The 15,587-nt window shown below is 69.5% G+C and carries 14 protein-coding genes; 2 read left to right on the top strand and 12 right to left on the bottom strand.

Features of this window, described 5'->3' with window-relative positions:
• Positions 1-72 precede the first annotated feature (72 nt).
• The 4 genes from KK483_RS22520 to pstC are packed head-to-tail and all read right to left on the bottom strand — an operon-like array spanning position 73 to position 6,589.
• Positions 73-2,535, bottom strand: a complete 2,463-nt coding sequence (locus tag KK483_RS22520) for a hypothetical protein (protein ID WP_262007013.1) — start codon at positions 2,533-2,535, stop codon at positions 73-75.
• Positions 2,519-4,279 (bottom strand): phosphate ABC transporter substrate-binding protein PstS, encoded by a 1,761-nt coding sequence (locus tag KK483_RS22515; protein WP_262007012.1) that lies wholly within the window; start codon positions 4,277-4,279, stop codon positions 2,519-2,521. The genes KK483_RS22520 and KK483_RS22515 overlap by 17 nt, the downstream gene beginning before the upstream one ends.
• Positions 4,276-5,553, bottom strand: coding sequence for a phosphate ABC transporter permease PstA (gene pstA / locus KK483_RS22510; protein WP_262007011.1), 1,278 nt, complete (start codon positions 5,551-5,553; stop codon positions 4,276-4,278). The genes KK483_RS22515 and pstA overlap by 4 nt, the downstream gene beginning before the upstream one ends.
• 37 nt (positions 5,554-5,590) lie before the next feature.
• Positions 5,591-6,589: a phosphate ABC transporter permease subunit PstC gene (gene pstC / locus KK483_RS22505; protein ID WP_262007010.1), complete on the bottom strand. Its 999-nt coding sequence runs from the start codon at positions 6,587-6,589 to the stop codon at positions 5,591-5,593.
• A gap of 768 nt (positions 6,590-7,357) precedes the next feature.
• Between pstC and KK483_RS22500 the strand changes: the two genes are divergently transcribed.
• Positions 7,358-8,122: a calcium-binding protein gene (locus KK483_RS22500; protein WP_262007009.1), complete on the top strand. Its 765-nt coding sequence runs from the start codon at positions 7,358-7,360 to the stop codon at positions 8,120-8,122.
• Positions 8,123-8,321: 199 nt separating this feature from the next.
• Here KK483_RS22500 and KK483_RS22495 read toward each other — a convergent pair whose 3' ends face one another.
• The 3 genes from KK483_RS22495 to KK483_RS22485 form a co-directional block, all read right to left on the bottom strand.
• Positions 8,322-8,618, bottom strand: coding sequence for a hypothetical protein (locus KK483_RS22495; protein WP_262007008.1), 297 nt, complete (start codon positions 8,616-8,618; stop codon positions 8,322-8,324).
• Positions 8,619-8,939: 321 nt separating this feature from the next.
• Positions 8,940-9,671 carry a PH domain-containing protein gene (locus tag KK483_RS22490; RefSeq protein WP_262007007.1) on the bottom strand — a complete coding sequence of 244 codons (732 nt, stop codon included), beginning with the start codon at positions 9,669-9,671 and terminating at the stop codon, positions 8,940-8,942.
• A 52-nt stretch (positions 9,672-9,723) separates the two neighbouring features.
• A complete protein-coding gene (locus KK483_RS22485; protein WP_262007006.1) occupies positions 9,724-10,443 on the bottom strand; it encodes a uridine kinase in 720 nt (239 codons plus the stop codon).
• Positions 10,444-10,529: 86 nt separating this feature from the next.
• Here KK483_RS22485 and KK483_RS22480 point away from each other — a divergent pair, with 86 nt between their 5' ends.
• Entirely contained in the window at positions 10,530-10,883 is a 354-nt protein-coding gene (locus tag KK483_RS22480; RefSeq protein ID WP_262007005.1) for a hypothetical protein, read from the top strand.
• 57 nt (positions 10,884-10,940) lie between these two features.
• On the opposite strand, the gene KK483_RS22475 is transcribed toward KK483_RS22480, so the two are convergent.
• From KK483_RS22475 to KK483_RS22455, 5 genes are all read right to left on the bottom strand, one after another.
• Complete coding sequence (locus KK483_RS22475; RefSeq protein WP_262007004.1) at positions 10,941-11,828, bottom strand: aldehyde dehydrogenase; 888 nt, start codon at positions 11,826-11,828, stop codon at positions 10,941-10,943.
• Complete coding sequence (locus KK483_RS22470) at positions 11,821-13,254, bottom strand: aldehyde dehydrogenase family protein (RefSeq protein WP_262007003.1); 1,434 nt, start codon at positions 13,252-13,254, stop codon at positions 11,821-11,823. Before KK483_RS22470 ends, KK483_RS22475 begins: the two co-directional genes overlap by 8 nt.
• Before the next feature lie 6 nt (positions 13,255-13,260).
• Entirely contained in the window at positions 13,261-14,208 is a 948-nt protein-coding gene (gene deoC, locus KK483_RS22465) for a deoxyribose-phosphate aldolase (protein WP_262007002.1), read from the bottom strand.
• 19 nt (positions 14,209-14,227) lie between these two features.
• Entirely contained in the window at positions 14,228-14,413 is a 186-nt protein-coding gene (locus tag KK483_RS22460; protein ID WP_262007000.1) for a hypothetical protein, read from the bottom strand.
• 149 nt (positions 14,414-14,562) lie between these two features.
• The gene (locus KK483_RS22455) at positions 14,563-15,381 is read right to left on the bottom strand and encodes a SigE family RNA polymerase sigma factor (RefSeq protein ID WP_262006999.1); all 819 of its coding nucleotides are present in this window, start codon (positions 15,379-15,381) and stop codon (positions 14,563-14,565) included.
• Positions 15,382-15,587: the final 206 nt, after the last annotated feature.

The raw sequence follows: 15,587 nt of genomic DNA, 5'->3' as shown, positions 1-15,587 counted from the left end.
GTCATGACTATTCCGAGGAGCTTTCGTGACCGCAACAAAATTCCCGGCGTCGTTTGGTTAACGAACACCCCTCTAAGACATCGGGGAGTTTCCTTCCAAGTGAGACCCAGGGGCCCCCGCGGCGCGCATTACCCCTACGCGCATGAGAATCGGTCCCGCAACAGCGCCGGCAACTCCGGCGATCAGGGTTGCCAGCAGCACCCAGCGGATGATGCCGAGGATCTTCTCCGGAGTCGCCGGTCCGGTCTGCGCGATGTTCTCCGGATCCGATGGGCCTGGGGACGGGCCGCCGGCCGCGGGAGAAGGGCTTGCGCTGTCCGTCCCGTTCCCGCCGGTGGAGCCGCCTTCGGGTCCGCCTGCGCCCGCTCCCGCCGAGGTGCCTGCGTCGCTGCCGGAAGTCCCGCCGCCGTTCCCGGAGCTGCCGCCGGCTCCCCCGGAGGCGGTGGAGCCTCCGCTGTCCTGCGGCCGTTTCCGGGCCAGCTCGTCGGCTGCTTTGACGGCCTGCTCCCGCAGGTCCTTGGAGAGCGGGGCATAGCCCGGTGGCAGCTGGCCGGGCTCGATGCCCGGACTCTGCCCCGGGCCTGCCGCGTAGCGGATCAGGTCCGCGTACTCGGTGCGCAGTTCGGCACCCATGCCGGTCGAAGCGGCACCGTAGGTCACCGCGGTGAGCGGGTATGCGCCCTTGGTCTCAAGGCCCGGGTCCTGATCGAGGACCCCTTCGGGGCCCTTCTTCATACCGGCGACGGCCTTGGTGAACGACTCGGTGCTGGGAGCGACCCACTCGCCGTTGGCGTTGCGCAACTCCGCGGTGCCGAGCCCGTAGAGGGCCGCTGTCGCAGAGTCGACGAGGGAGAGCTGGAAGCGCTGACCGGAGCGCTGCGGATTGCCGATGAGCTTGGGCGGCGTGGCGGTGCAGTCTTCTCCTTCCAGCATCCCGTTGTAGCCCCTGCGCGTTCGCAGCGCGGCATTGTGCAGACTTCCCGTGTACGGCCGGTGATCGAGCAAGCTGATCTTCAGTCCCGTGCACCCCCGTGGCGGCTGGTACTCGTACTGATCGGCCTTGGGGAAGTCGGTTCGCTCCTCGTCATTGTCCAGATGCAGGTCCAGATAGTAGGGATTCACCGTCATACCCCACGGATCCGCCTCACCGGCCAGGAATTCCCGGGCTTGCTTGTCGCTGCGCAACCAGCTCCACAACATTTGCCCATAATCCGAGTTCCCCGCGGGCAGCATTATCCCGACGTCCAAATTGACTTCCGACCACTGCCGCATTTCCGGATTAAGGTCCAGAAATTCAGGGTCCAGACGCAGACGGCGAGGATTTCCCTCCGACAGCCCCTCTCGCGGCACTCCGTTGGGTCCGGGCAGGTCCTCGTGGTACGAGTAGGTCAGCAGCTTGGCAACGAGCCTGGCCGTGAGCCGCAGCCGCGGGACCTGCTTCGTCGACCCCGGGTATTCGATGCTGTAGCCGACGACAAGACCGGAGACAGTCAGGGGCGCGTGGACGACAGGCGCTTCATCCTCCCCGGTGGTCACCGGCAATTGGGTGAGGGAGAGGCCGGTAGCCGCCTTGACGCGAGCCTGGCTGTCACTCATGACGACGTGGTTGTAGCTGAGGTTCTCGGCGTCACACAGCGCGGCCTGCCAGGAGCCGGTGGCCTCCTGGGCCATTTCCGAACCGTAGGTGGGGCGCGAACGAAGCTCCAGTGGGCAGGCGGTTCCGATGGGCTCGAACTCCAAAGGGACCACCATGCGGTTGGCCCAGTTGGACGTGGACAGCGCCGAGCTCTTCAGTCGGGAGTCGGGCAGGTGCGCACCGCTCGCCTCGTACTCGCCGCGGGGCACGATGACGAGCCAGCACCGCCCCACCTTGCCCGCCTCCACGGCCCCGCAGCCCAAGTGGGCGGCCTGGAGGGCTGTCTGCATCTCGAAGACGGTCTCGCCAGTCCCGTCGGGACCGGTGTTCAGCCACGGCTGCTCGTTGGTCGTGTACTTGCTGAAGTACGTGGCGTCGTTGGGGGCCGTTGTCGGTGGCTCACCAGTGGCCGGACGGAAGGGCACCCAGCCGAACCCTCCGACAGTTCCCGAGTGTGGATACTCGGTCTCATTCGGGTCGAAAGCCGAACTTGCAGCGCTTTCCATTCCGACGATCCGATCGCCCGTGTACTGGGCGTCGTTCGACTTCTCCGCAGATCCGAACTGGCACTGCTCGCGCTCCGGCCCTTCCGGGTCATCCCCCCAGCACTGCATGATTTGCAGGTAGTTGGCGGGGAACCCGATTGCCGTCTCCTTCCCCCCCTCCCAGGAAACCTTGACACCCTGACTCCGAAGCCCCTTCGTCTGATGAACCGTCACCCGAAGCCCGGAGAAGTCCTCGTACGCCCCCTCCTTGCCGTTGACGGTGATCGCCGAATCCTCCAGCTCGGCCGCCCGCGCCTGACCCGCGCCTCCGGTGGGCGGCAGCACCACCAGGCCGACGGCGGCGAGCAGGGCCGTGAGCCCCGATATCAGGCGGACCCTACGATGTGCGCGCACGACGCCTCCCTCGGCTGTTCAGGTACCGCGAAGCGATGGGCGGGGCCACGACGACGCCGATGAGCATCGCGCCGGACAGGAGCATCAGCGCCATGCGCAGACCGAAGGTGGACTCGGCGCCGATCGCGACGTTGGTGCCGTAGACCTGCTCGCCGCCGCCGGCATCGGTGCCGGAGTCGAGGATCTCCCCGGTGTCCGGGTCGATGACCGCTCCCTCGGTGCCTCCGTCGGCCCCGCCGGTCGCACCTTCCGTGGCCCCTCCGTCAGCACCACCGGTTGCGCCGCCCGAACCGTTCGCGCCACCCGAGGAGGACGCGCCGCCCGAACCGTTCGCGCCGCCCGAGGAGGACGCGCCGCCCGAACCACCGGAGGCCGAACCGCCGTTCCTGGGCGCCGGCTTGCCGTCCTTGGTGCACTGCGTCGGGCCGCCCTTCTTGTCACATTCCGGCGGGTTCGGCGCGTTCTTGGCCAGGGTGTTGGTCACACCGTCCGGGGCGAAGGTGGGGTTGTTGCAGCCCTTGAGATTGACACTGCGCTTCTCCGAGCCCGGAATCCTCGCGACCTGCTCAAGCCCCGCCCTGGCCAGGTTGATCGGCAGTGGCGAGTACCCCAGCTCCGCCATCTGCTGTTGCCCCTCGCACAGGAAGTAGTACGAGAAGGCGCTCAGCGAGCGGCCCTTGCCAGTGGTGAAACTGCCCTCGGTCGTCGTCGGGAGGATCATGTAGCTGTAGCTGGACAGCGGATAGGCACGCTTGTCGTTGCTGTTGTAGACGCCGTCGAGGATCTGGGTCAGATAGTCCTTCGACTTCTTGTCCGTGTTGATCCGAGCCTTCAGCAGGCCGACGGCGACGGCCTGGGCGGTCGGGGCCACGTAGTAGTTGCTCTTGTTGAGCATCTTGACGACGGGGAAGCCCTCGTTGAGCGCGTAGGAGTACTCGACGTAGGTGATCGATCCGTGGTTGTGGTCCTGCTTCACGAACCCGGACACACCCAGCGAGCCGCTCTTGCCGTAGAAGCCGGAGCCATTGACATTGGGGTAGTACGAGGTCAGACCACAGGGGTTCGACTTCCGCCCAGCCCGCTTGCAGTAGTCGTTCCACAGACTGGGGTACTGCTTGGACATCCACAGGGTGAACTGCGCGGTGGTACCGGAGCCGTCGGACCGGTAGACGGGAGTGATCTTCACCGGCGGGAGGTTCAGGCTGGGGTTGTCCGCCTTGATGGCTGCGTCGTTCCAGCGGGTGATCTTCCCTGTGAAGATCTTGGTGACGACCTCACCGGACAGCCGCAGGTTGGTGACCCGCTTGCCGCCGACCTTGAGGTTGTACATGAACGAGGTACCGCCCGCCACGATGGGCATGTAGGCGAAGCCTCGCGTCGGGCGCGGCTCGACCACGCCGTTCTCGACGAGGCCGTAGGGGATCTCGGACACACCGAAGTCCGCCGTGCCGCTGGTGAACTCCTGACGCCCTCGGGACGAGCCGGAGTCGTCGTAGGTGACGGTCATCTGGTGCGAGACGTTGCGGATCCACTGCTGGATGGCGTTGGCGCTCCAGGTGGACCCGACGCCGTTGATCGAGGTGTACGTCGCGGCGTACGCGCGCGGCGGGTCGACGGCCAGCATCGAGCACAGCACCAGGACGATGCCGGTGACCAGGGCGGGCACGCGCATCCAGCGCGGCAGGATCCCTGCCTGCCGCCACCCCGGCGGGCCGCTGCTCGTGGGGACGTTTGCGGATGTCACTGCTCACTCCTCGTGGGTTCCTGGGCGAGTGCGGTGGAGAGCTGTTCGGTGGAGCGTCGGCCCTCGATCCGGCGCAGGTCCTTGCGCGATCCGAGGACTTTGCGGTGCAGCTGACGTCGTGTGAGCTGGCCTGGCCCGCGTCCACCGATGACACGGGCGATGACGAAGAGGACCAGCACGAGCAGGAGCAGGGTGGCGGCCGTGCCGAACCCGCGGTCGATGAAGGTCTGCTCGGGGGACTTCACGAACTGGAAGGTGGCCAGTGGCAGGGAGATCATCGGCCCGGACAGCGGGTTGAGGTTCGTCACGGTGGTGACGCCCGCGGTGAGGAGCACGGGGGACGTCTCGCCGATGCCGCGCGCGGTGCCGAGGATCACTGAGGTGGTCAGACCGGACCGGGCGGTCGGCAGGACCACGTGCCAGGCCGTCCGCCAACGCGGCGCGCCCAGTGCGTAGGAGGCCTCGCGCAGAGTCCCGGGCACCAGCCGGATGACCACGTCGGAGGCCCGGATGACGATCGGCAGCATCATCACGGTGATGGCCAGCGACGCGGCGAGTCCGGACTTGTCCACGCCGAGAGCCACGATGGCGAGGGCGTAGATGAACAGGCCGGCCACGACGGACGGCAGCGCGGTCATCGCCTCGACGATGGTGCGCACGAAGCGCGCGTAGCGTCCCGGGACCTCGTTGAGGAAGACCGCGCACAGCAGGCCCGCCGGCACGGTGACGGCCAGGGCCAGGGCGATCTGGATCAGGGTACCGATGACGGCGTGCCGGATGCCGCCCACCGAGAGCGGCTCCAGTGGCCCGGCATTGGTCATGTCCTCGATGAAGAAGTTCATGTGCGGCAGTGCCCTCCGGGCCTCCCACAGCGTGTAGAGCACGACAGAGACCAGGGCTATCAGCAGGAGCACGCCCATGCTGTGGACGAACGCGGACACGATGCGGTCCCGCACGGCGGGCCCGGACTCGTCGAACGAGATCAACAGCGCGTACAGGCCGATGAAGAGCACGTACGCGATGACGACGAAACCCACGAATCCGGTGAATCCGGTGAGTCGTGTGTACAGCAGGCCGGTGATGCTGAGCGAGGCCGCCGCCGCGCCGACGGCGGCGTACACGTCGGTCGCGCGGAGGCCCGAGGTGCTGCGGCGCGTCTCCGGGCGCATGCTCTTGACGGCGGCGGGCAAGCTGGTGGCGGCGGCGGTGGTTGCCGCCTTCGACTCCGCGGCCGGTTCCGTGCCGGGGATCGACTCGGTGGCGAGCGTACCCATGCGGTTGCCGCCCCCTTTCACTGTCTGGATGGTGGGATCAGGCATCGGAAGCTTCACCGGAGCGGCTCCGGGCCACGATCGTCGAAGCGATGAAGTTGACGACGAGCGTCATCAGGAAGAGCGCGAGGCCCGCGGCCATCAGCGCCGACATGTCGAAGGGGTTGGCCTCGCCGTAGCGCAGGGCGATCAGCGCCGAGACCGAGTTGGTCCCGGCCTGCAGGATGTGCGGCTGGATGACGAAGCTCGGCGAGATCACGAGGAAGACGGCGATCGTCTCGCCGAGCGCCCGGCCAAGGCCCAGCATCGTGCCGCCGATCATGCCGCCCTTGCCGAAGGGGAGGACGACGGACTGGATCATGCCCCAGCGGGTGGCGCCGAGGGCCAGGGCGCCCTCGCGCTCGCCGACCGGGGCCTGGGAGAAGACCTCGCGCATGATGGAGCAGATGATCGGCGCGACCATCATCGCGACCACGATGCCGGCGATGAAGGTGGACGAGGTGTAGATGGATCCGGCGGCCAGCGGATCGCGGGGATCGGCGCCGACCACCTTGAACGGCGGGAACCAGCCGAGGTACGTCGACAGCCAGCGGGCCACGTCGACGGCGTATGCCTCCAGGAAGAACATGCCCCACAGGCCGTAGACCACGGACGGCACGGCAGCCATCAGGTCGACCACGCTGATGAGCGTCCGCTTGAAGCGGGCGGGCGCGTACTCGGAGATATACAGGGCGGTACCGGTGGCGAGCGGTACGGCGATGACGACGGCCACCGTCGCGATCAGCACCGTGCCCGTCAGTACAGCGGCGATGCCGAAGTTTCCTGAGCTGGGCTCCCACGCCTCGGTGGTGAGGAAGTCGAACTTCGCCACCTTCAGCGCCTGCAGTGCCTGGTACGTCAGAAAGCCGCCCACCAGGAGCATGACCACCAGAACGGCGGCCCCGCCACCCCGCAGTGTGCCCCTGAACAGCCGGTCAGGCAGGCCCGAGTCGGCATGCAGTTGGCGTGGCGCGTCCTCGACGCCAGTCGCGGTTGCCACTGAAGTCCCCTCCCCTACAACGCATTCGCACGGTGCGAATACCTGCGCGACTCAGAAGCTGTCGGCATCCGGCGTACCGGCGAGCAAGCCACTGTGAACGAGGGGCGCCCTGGGGGGAACGTCCGGCCACCGCCCGGCGGCAGGCACGCAACAACCGGTCCACCGCCCACGCGGGCGGTGGACCGGTCCAGGTCGGCCGGGCAGTCCGATGCCGGTGTCCCGACTTCCCGGCGCACCCGTCGTTTCAGTCGTCACGGCTGCGACAGTCCTGGCGGATCGTTGACGTGGGCGCACCAAGATGTGAACGAGGTGTGCCCAAGGGGCAACCTCGGGTGACCGGACCATGTCAGCCCGTGCGCGTCGGACCGGGTGTTGCGGATGCCCATGGGTCCGGCTCGGGACCTCTGCCCGCAACGACTCGGACACCGGCAGCGGAGGCACCCGAATCCGCGCTTCGAGTGCAGAATTGCTGGTGCGCGGCCCGGGCCCCGCGAGCGGCGTCGGCGGACGGGGCGGCGGACGGGTGCACGGGTGGTACGGATCCGTGGCCGCCGAGTCGTCTGGAATTCCGGCCGAGTTTCTCCTTCGGCCGCCCGGAAAGAGGGCGTAACCGATATTCGGCTTCGACCCTTTCGGGGATGACTCGGACTGCTTCCCACCTACAGGGAATCTTCCCGAACTCTCCACATGATGAGTACGCTGCCCGCGTCAATTCGGGCCTGACGGGGGGTTATTGGCAGGCCGTGGCACTCACCTTGGGGAATTCATATGCGTGTCAAGTCAGTTGTCGTCGCCGCGTCCGGCGTCCTGGCCCTTTCCGCCCTCGCCGTCCCGGCCGCTCACGCGGACGTGAAGACCGGCGACGCCGACATCACCAGCGTGGCCGTCAACGGCAGCGAGCCCGTCGTCGTCGGCACGACCGACAGAACCGTCACCGTCGATGTGACCGCGACCGACCCGTCCGGTTTCTGGCAGATCAACGCCACCCTGTACCACGGCTCGGTCAACAGCCCGGACGGCAGTGTGCGTTCGACGGCTGCCTGCAGGCCGACGACCGCCGCCACCACCACGTGCACCCTGACGTTCAACCTCAAGCCCGGCACCGCCCTCACCGACGACGCACTGGCCGGCACCTGGAACGTCACCGCCAACGCCCTCGCCAACGACGGCGACACGGTGTTCCTGGAGAACGCGGCCACGTTCACCATGCAGCGCGACACCCAGGTGACCGCCGAGGCCGCCCCCGAGACGGTGAAGTGGGGCAAGACCCTCACTGTCACGGGCGGTGTGCAGCACGCGAGCTGGGCGACCGGCGCGTACGCGGGCGCCGAGGCCGGCCAGCCCGTCGAGCTGCAGTTCCGCCCGGAGGACTGCGAGGAGTACTTCACCGTCAAGACCGTCCCGACCGCCGCGGACGGCACCGTCTCCACCACCGTCCGCGCGTACCTGGACGGCTCCTACCGCTGGTCCTACGCGGGTACGGCCGGCACCGCGGCCGCGGTCTCCGCGGACGACTTCGTCGACGTGCGCTGAGCTCTGAGCCACGACCTCTGAGCCCTACACCCTGGGGCACGCAACGCAATCGGCGCCGGGTCGGCCTCTCATGGCCGGCCCGGCGCCACCGTTTACCACGGAGAAGGCCCGACGGTCCGGCCCACCGCCGCCGGGCGATGGGCCGGATCACCGATCCGGGTTTGCCGGTGTCGGCATGCAGCCGTCGGCGCACTTCCGGTTACGGCGGAGTGATCGACAACAGCACCTCCCCGTCCGCGTCGAGCAGCGACCTGAACCGCTCGTATGCAGATCGGCACGTGGAGTGACGCTCGTAGGCACGGCCGGAGACCGCGGTCGCGGCCCCCTCCGCGTCCCGCAGCAGCCACATCCAGCCGGTACCGTCCGGTGCGTGCTGCACTCCACCGGCCATGTCGGCGTGGCCGGTGCAGAGCACCCCGAACGCGTCGCGGCAGGCCGCGTAGTCATGGAACACTTCCGCCGAAACGGCCACAATGCGCCCGTTCTGGGCGATCAACCTCCATCCGTAGGCACCCCTGGCATCGATGTCAATAAGACATCTGATGCCGGAAGCGGTTGCTCTGCCGCCCTCCCCGGGCTGCTTCATGTCGCCCCCACCCCCACTGTGTCGGCAGGAGCAATTTATTGAGACGCGCGTGATGCTTGGGGTCTAAACCAATTCAACTGAGCATGCTTCATACGACCGTTGCCCCGCGGTTACCCCTTGGGTACCAAGGGTCCGTTGACTGTCCGTGGAAGTACGGACGGTATACGCATCGCGTACTAAGCGAACACGAAAGGGCTTACTGCGGACCAACTGGTTCCGGTTTGGCCGCGGTCAGCGGGTGGCCAGCAGGACCACCAGGAAGACCAGGCCCGCGACGATCGGGGCGAGGATCTCGTACGCCCACTGCACCCGCGGCTCGCCCTGTGCGCCCGGCCGGGAGGCGCTGCGCTCGGCGAGGTCCCTGAGGTCCGCGACCGTCCGGTCGGCGGGCGCAAGGCGGGAGGCGTCGTCGACGCGCGCCGTCACGGACGTACGGCCGTGGGGATCGTCCTGTGCGGCGGTCGCCTGCCGGCGCGCGGCGCGCTTGCGCCGGCGCAGCGACACCGGGATCGCCCACAGCTGGTACTTCGCGCCCTGCTGTGTGAAGACCTCGCTGGAGTACCCGGCTCGCACATCGGCGACCGCCGCCCAGGGGATGGTGATCGTGCGGAACGGGTTGCGGACACGGAGCCGGTCGTCGCCCGCGAACACGGCGGGCCGCAGCGTGAAGGCGACGATCAGCGGCACGACGAACAGCATCGCCGCGAGCCCCAGCCACGGCGCGCGCCCCTGACCGCGGATGAGCGCGTCCCCGCCCACCCAGGCGACCAGAGCGAGCAGCAGCACGCCGGTGGCGATCCCGGAGTTCGACCGGAAGACACGGTCGGCGTTCGCCGGCTCGGCCGACGACGGCGCCGCCGGCTGCGACGGCGACCGGGGCTGCGACTGCGGCTGCGGCTGTCGCTGGGACTTCGCGCGCGGTCGCTGCTGCTCGGGGTCCTGGCCGGGGGTGGGGCTCGTCATGCGTCCGATTCTGCCTCACGCCGTCGCCCGGCCCCGCCGGCGGTGCGGGCGATCAGGCCCCCGAGGACACCGCGTCCGAGGTGACCGCGGGGCGGCGGCAGCGGCCCGCCGCCGCCGCGGCGAGGCGGCCGAGGGCCTCCTTCTTGCCGCAGGGGTGGGCGCCGAGCGCGGTCTGGCGGGCCACGATGCCGCGTTCGGCGCACATCAGGCGCCAGCCGCGGCGCAGCAGGAAGAGGACGGACTTGCGGCCCTCGCGCAGATCGCGCAGCAGCCGGCGGCGGAAGGTCGTGGACGGCCGCCCGCGCAGGCAGAGCGCGTCGGCGAGGACGCCCTGCTGCCGGCAGCGGGCGACGATGTCGGCCGCGAAGATGCCCTCGGCCACGAAGAGCGGTGTGCGCTCGATGTCGAGGGACTCGCGCCCCGTACGGGAGCTGGTGGCGATGTCGTACACGGGCACGGTCGTACGGCCCGTGCGGCACAGCTCCACGACCGCCTCGACCGCCGCGTCCGCGTCCCAGGAGGCCGGGGAGTCCCAGTCGACGGCCGTGGTGCCCGCCATCAGCGGGAGCGTGGGGTCGTCCCCCTCCTTGTAGAAGTCGTCGAGGCGCAGCACCGGGAGACCGGAACGGGCGGCGAGGGACGACTTTCCGGAGCCGGAGGGCCCGGCGAGCAGGACGACGCGCGTCGGAAGGGGTTGGGAACTCACGGGACACCAGTGTGAGGCATTGACCCCTGCGGGGGACCCCCCGGGGATCCGGTTGGTATCGAGCATCACAGCAGAACTACGCTTCGTGTCCATTCGGTTACTTCGGCGGCCGCGGGAGTGGCCGGCCAGGATTGAGGATGCTCATGGCGCTGATGGCACGTCACACATTGCTGAGGGCCGCCGGCCTCAGCCTCGCCGCGGTGGGCGCGGCGCTCGGCGGCGGTGGGGGCACGGCCCAGGCGGCGCAAACGCCGCACGTGGGCGACCTCGACCCGGCGGCAGCCGTGGGGCCCACGACGGACGCCATCGGGTACACGGGCGCCGCGGTCAAGTCCCTTTCGCTGAACCCGCTCGCGGGGACCCCTGTCAACCCGCTCGACAACGGCGTCAGCACGCAGGTGGCCGACTTCCGCTCGCTCGACACCCGCACCCTCACCGGCTCCCTGGGCCGTCCGTCGGAACTGCCCGTCGCCGGCCCGCTGCTGGGCGGCGTAATTCCCGGCTGATGCCCCGCGGGGGCCCTCAGGCATCGGCCTGAGGGCCCCCGCGGACACGCCGATACGTCAGTACGCGGAGCCGGACGCGCCCAGCGAACCCGTGGGGTGCCAGACCGTCTTCGTCTCCAGGAACGCGGTCATCCGCCCCGTACCGGGGTCGGCCGACCAGTCCTCGCCCGCGCGGGGGCGCAGCACCCGCTTGAGGTTGTCGGCGGCCGCGACCTCCAGCTCCTTGGCGAGCTGCTCGTCCGCGCCGGTCAGGTCGATCGCGTTGACGTCCTGGTGCGCGGCGAGCGGGGCCGCGAGTTCGGCCGTACGTCCCGAGAGGACGTTGACGACACCGCCGGGCACGTCGGACGTGGCCAGCACCTCGCCGAGCGACAGGGCGGGCAGCGGGGCCTTCTCGGAGGCGACCACGACGACCGTGTTGCCGGTCGCGATCGCCGGGGCGATGACCGACACCAGGCCCAGGAACGACGACTCCTGGGGCGCGAGGACCGTGACCACACCGGTCGGTTCGGGGGTGGAGAGGTTGAAGAACGGGCCCGCGACCGGGTTCGCCCCGCCCACGATCTGGCCGATCTTGTCCGTCCAGCCCGCGTACCAGACCCAGCGGTCGATCGCGGCGTCGACCTGGGCGGCCGCCTTGGACTTCGACAGGCCCTCGGCCTCGGCGACCTCCCGGACGAACTGGTCCTTGCGGCCCTCCAGCATCTCGGCGACGCGGTAGAGGATCTGGCCCCGGTTGTACGCCGTCGCGCCCGACCAGGCGCCGAACGCCTTGCGCGCCGCGACGACCGCGTCACGGGCGTCCTTGCGGGAGGAGAGCGGCGCGTTGGCCAGCCACTTGCCCTTGGAGTCCGTCACCTCGTACACCCGGCCGCTCTCGGAACGCGGGAACTTCCCGCCCACGTACAGCTTGTAGGTCTTGAAGACGTTGAGACGCTCAGACATCGAGGTAGGCCTCCAGACCGTGGCGGCCGCCCTCGCGGCCGAAGCCCGACTCCTTGTAGCCGCCGAAGGGCGAGGTCGGGTCGAACTTGTTGAAGGTGTTGGCCCACACCACACCGGCGCGGAGCTTGTTCGCCACCGCGAGGATGCGGGAGCCCTTCTCCGTCCAGATGCCCGCCGACAGGCCGTACTGGCTGTTGTTGGCCTTGGCGACGGCCTCGTCCGGCGTGCGGAAGGTCAGCACGGAGAGGACCGGGCCGAAGATCTCGTCGCGGGCGATGGTGTGCGCCTGCGTGACGTTCGTGAAGAGCGTCGGGGCGAACCAGTAGCCGGAGGAGGGCAGCTCGCACGGGGCGGTCCAGCGCTCGGCGCCCTCGGCCTCGCCGGTCTCGGCGAGGGCCGTGATCCGGGCCAGCTGCTCGGCCGAGTTGATCGCGCCGATGTCGGTGTTCTTGTCGAGCGGGTCGCCGAGGCGGAGCGTGGTGAGGCGCCGCTTGAGCGAGTCGAGCAGCTCGTCCTGGACCGACTCCTGGACGAGGAGGCGCGAGCCCGCGCAGCAGACCTGGCCCTGGTTGAAGAAGATGCCGCCGACGATGCCCTCGACGGCCTGGTCGATCGGGGCGTCGTCGAAGACGATGTTGGCGCCCTTGCCGCCCAGCTCCAGGGTGAGCTTCTTGTCCGTACCCGCGACGGAGCGGGCGATGGCCTTGCCGACGGCGGTGGAGCCGGTGAACGCGACCTTGTTGACGTCCGGGTGCTCGACGAGCGCGGCGCCCGTGTCCCCGTAGCCCGGGAGGATGTTGACGACACCCTTCGGCAGGCCCGCCTGGCGGCAGATGTCCGCGAAGAAGAGGGCGGACAGCGGGGTCGTCTCGGCGGGCTTCAGCACCACCGTGTTGCCGGTGGCGAGCGCCGGGGCGATCTTCCACGCGAGCATGAGGAGCGGGAAGTTCCAGGGGATGACCTGGCCCGCGACACCGAGGGGGCGGGGGTCCTGGCCGTAGCCGGCGTGGTCGAGCTTGTCGGCCCAGCCCGCGTAGTAGAAGAAGTGCGCCGCGACGAGCGGGAGGTCCGCGTCGCGGGTCTCCTTGATCGGCTTTCCGTTGTCGAGGGTCTCCAGGACGGCCAGCTCGCGGCTGCGCTCCTGGATGATCCGGGCGATGCGGAAGAGGTACTTGGCGCGCTCCGAGCCGGGCAGCGCCGACCACTTCTCGAACGCCTTGCGGGCCGCCTTCACGGCGCGGTCGACGTCCTCGGCGCCCGCCTGGGCGACCTCGGAGAGGACCTCCTCGGTGGACGGGGAGACGGTCTTGAAGACCTTGCCGTCGGCGGCGTCGGTGAATTCGCCGTCGATGAAGAGGCCGTACGACGGCGCGATGTCGACGACGGACCGGGACTCGGGTGCGGGTGCGTATTCAAAGGCAGTCATCGTGAATCAGTCCACCGTCACGTAGTCGGGGCCGGAGTAGCGGCCGGTCGCCAGCTTCTGGCGCTGCATCAGCAGGTCGTTGAGCAGGCTGGACGCGCCGAAACGGAACCAGTGGTTATCCAGCCAGTCCGCGCCGGCCGTCTCGTTGACCAGCACCAGGAACTTGATCGCGTCCTTGCTGGTGCGGATGCCGCCGGCGGGCTTCACACCCACCTGCACTCCGGTCTGCGCCCGGAAGTCGCGGACGGCTTCGAGCATGAGCAGGGTGTTCGCCGGGGTGGCGTTGACCGCGACCTTTCCGGTCGACGTCTTGATGAAGTCGGCCCCGGCCATCATGCCGAGCCAGGAGGCGCGGCGGATGTTGTCGTACGTGGAGAGCTCGCCGGTCTCGAAGATGACCTTCAGACGGGCGGCACCGGAGGCTTCCCTGACGGCGCGGATCTCCTCGAAGACCTTCATGTAGCGGCCGGAGAGGAAAGCGCCCCGGTCGATCACCATGTCGATCTCGTCGGCCCCGGCGGCGACGGCGTCCCGCGTGTCCGCGAGCTTCACGTCGAGCGCGGCGCGGCCGGCCGGGAAGGCGGTGGCGACGGAGGCGACCTTGACGTCGGCCCCGCCGAGCGCGGCCTTCGCGGTGGCCACCATGTCGGGGTAGACGCAGACGGCGGCCGTCTTCGGGGTCGTGCGGTCGGTCGGATCGGGGTTGACGGCCTTGGCGGCGAGCGCCCGGACCTTGCCCGGGGTGTCCGCGCCTTCGAGCGTCGTCAGGTCGATCATCGAGATGGCCAGGTCGATGGCGTACGCCTTGGCCGTCGTCTTGATCGAACGGGTGCCGAGGGACGCGGCGCGCGCTTCCAGGCCGACGGCGTCGACACCGGGGAGCCCGTGCAGGAAGCGGCGCAGTGCGCTGTCGGACGAGGTCACGTCAGCGAATGCAGGTGCAATGGTGGGCATGGTCACCAGGGGAGCATATCTACGCGCGTAGCGACTGTACAGCCCGGTGGACCGGCGCCCAGGTCGCATCGGCCGCATCGGCCGCATCGGCCGCATCGGCCGCATCGGCCGCATCGGCCGCATCGGCCGCATCGGCCGCATCGGCCGCATCGAGCGTATCCGTCGCATCCGGCCGCACGATCGCGCCCGTCACATGCGCCCGCATCCGGAACGAGCGGAGGGCCGGCCCGGACCTCTCGGTCCCGGCCGGCCCCTCGCGTCTTCCCCCGTGTCCCGCGTGCGATCCCCCGTGTCCGCCCGCGCGATCCCCCTTGGATCCGTACGTTCCCCCGTGGATCCCCGTTACTGCCGCCCTCAGGCCACCAGCTCGCCGAAGGACTCCTCCTCGTCACGGCCGAAGCTGAGGACCTGGTCCTCGCGCAGCCGGCGGAGCGACCGCCAGATGCTCGACTTCACCGTGCCGACACTGATGTCCAGGATCTCCGCGATCTCGGGATCCGTCCGGCCCTCGTAGTAGCGCAGCACCAGCATCGTGCGCTGGAGCTCGGGCAGGCGGGCCAGGGCCTGCCACAGCACCGCGCGCAGCTCCGTGCCGCGCATCGCGTCCGTGTCGCCCGCCGTCTCCGGGAGCTCCTCGGTCGGGTACTCGTTGAGCTTGCGCCGGCGCCACGCGCTGATGTGCAGGTTCGTCATCGTCCGGCGCAGATAGCCGCCGACCGCGGCCTTGTCGCTGATCCGGTCCCAGGCCCGGTACGTGGAGAACAGCGCGCTCTGGAGCAGGTCCTCCGCCTCGAACCGGTCACCGGTCAGGTGGTACGCGGTCGCGTACAGGGAGGCGCGGCGCTCCTGCACGTAGGCGGTGAACGCCGCTTCGGCGTCCGCAGCCTCCGAGCGGCCGGTCCGCTCCCCCGTGGCCTCCCCGTACGCGCTTCCCCCGTGTCCCCCCTCGAACTGCGTGTCCTGCGTGCCGGGCGTGCCCGGCGCGGGCAGCACGGACGTCGCGTCGATGACCGTCATGTACGACGGCTGCGGCGACGGCTTGTGCTGGCGCCCGGCGCCGCGAACGCACCCCCGCCCGTTCACGGCGCCGGACTTCTCACTGCTCCTGCCGACGGTGACGTCGTGCAGACGCGTGACAACTGCGCTTGAGGTCGTGCTGTGCAGTGCGTTCATCTCGCGCCCCCCGTCGGTTGGAGTCTGCTGGCGTCGGCCGGTGTCCGGCCGCTGGGAAAAGACTGCCCGGGCACCTTCACGCCACTGTCCGCCGACTGTCACAGGGGTGTCACAGGGGGCCGTCCGCACTCGTGTCCGCACCCGTTTCGGCACCCGCGTCCGCACGGGACCGGCCCGCAACTGTCGAACTCCGGCTGCCCCATGCG

Origin of the sequence: Streptomyces sp. FIT100 (genome assembly GCF_024584805.1) — a bacterium.
Taxonomy (GTDB): Bacteria; Actinomycetota; Actinomycetes; order Streptomycetales; family Streptomycetaceae; genus Streptomyces.
This window is presented reverse-complemented; position numbering and strand designations above follow the sequence as displayed.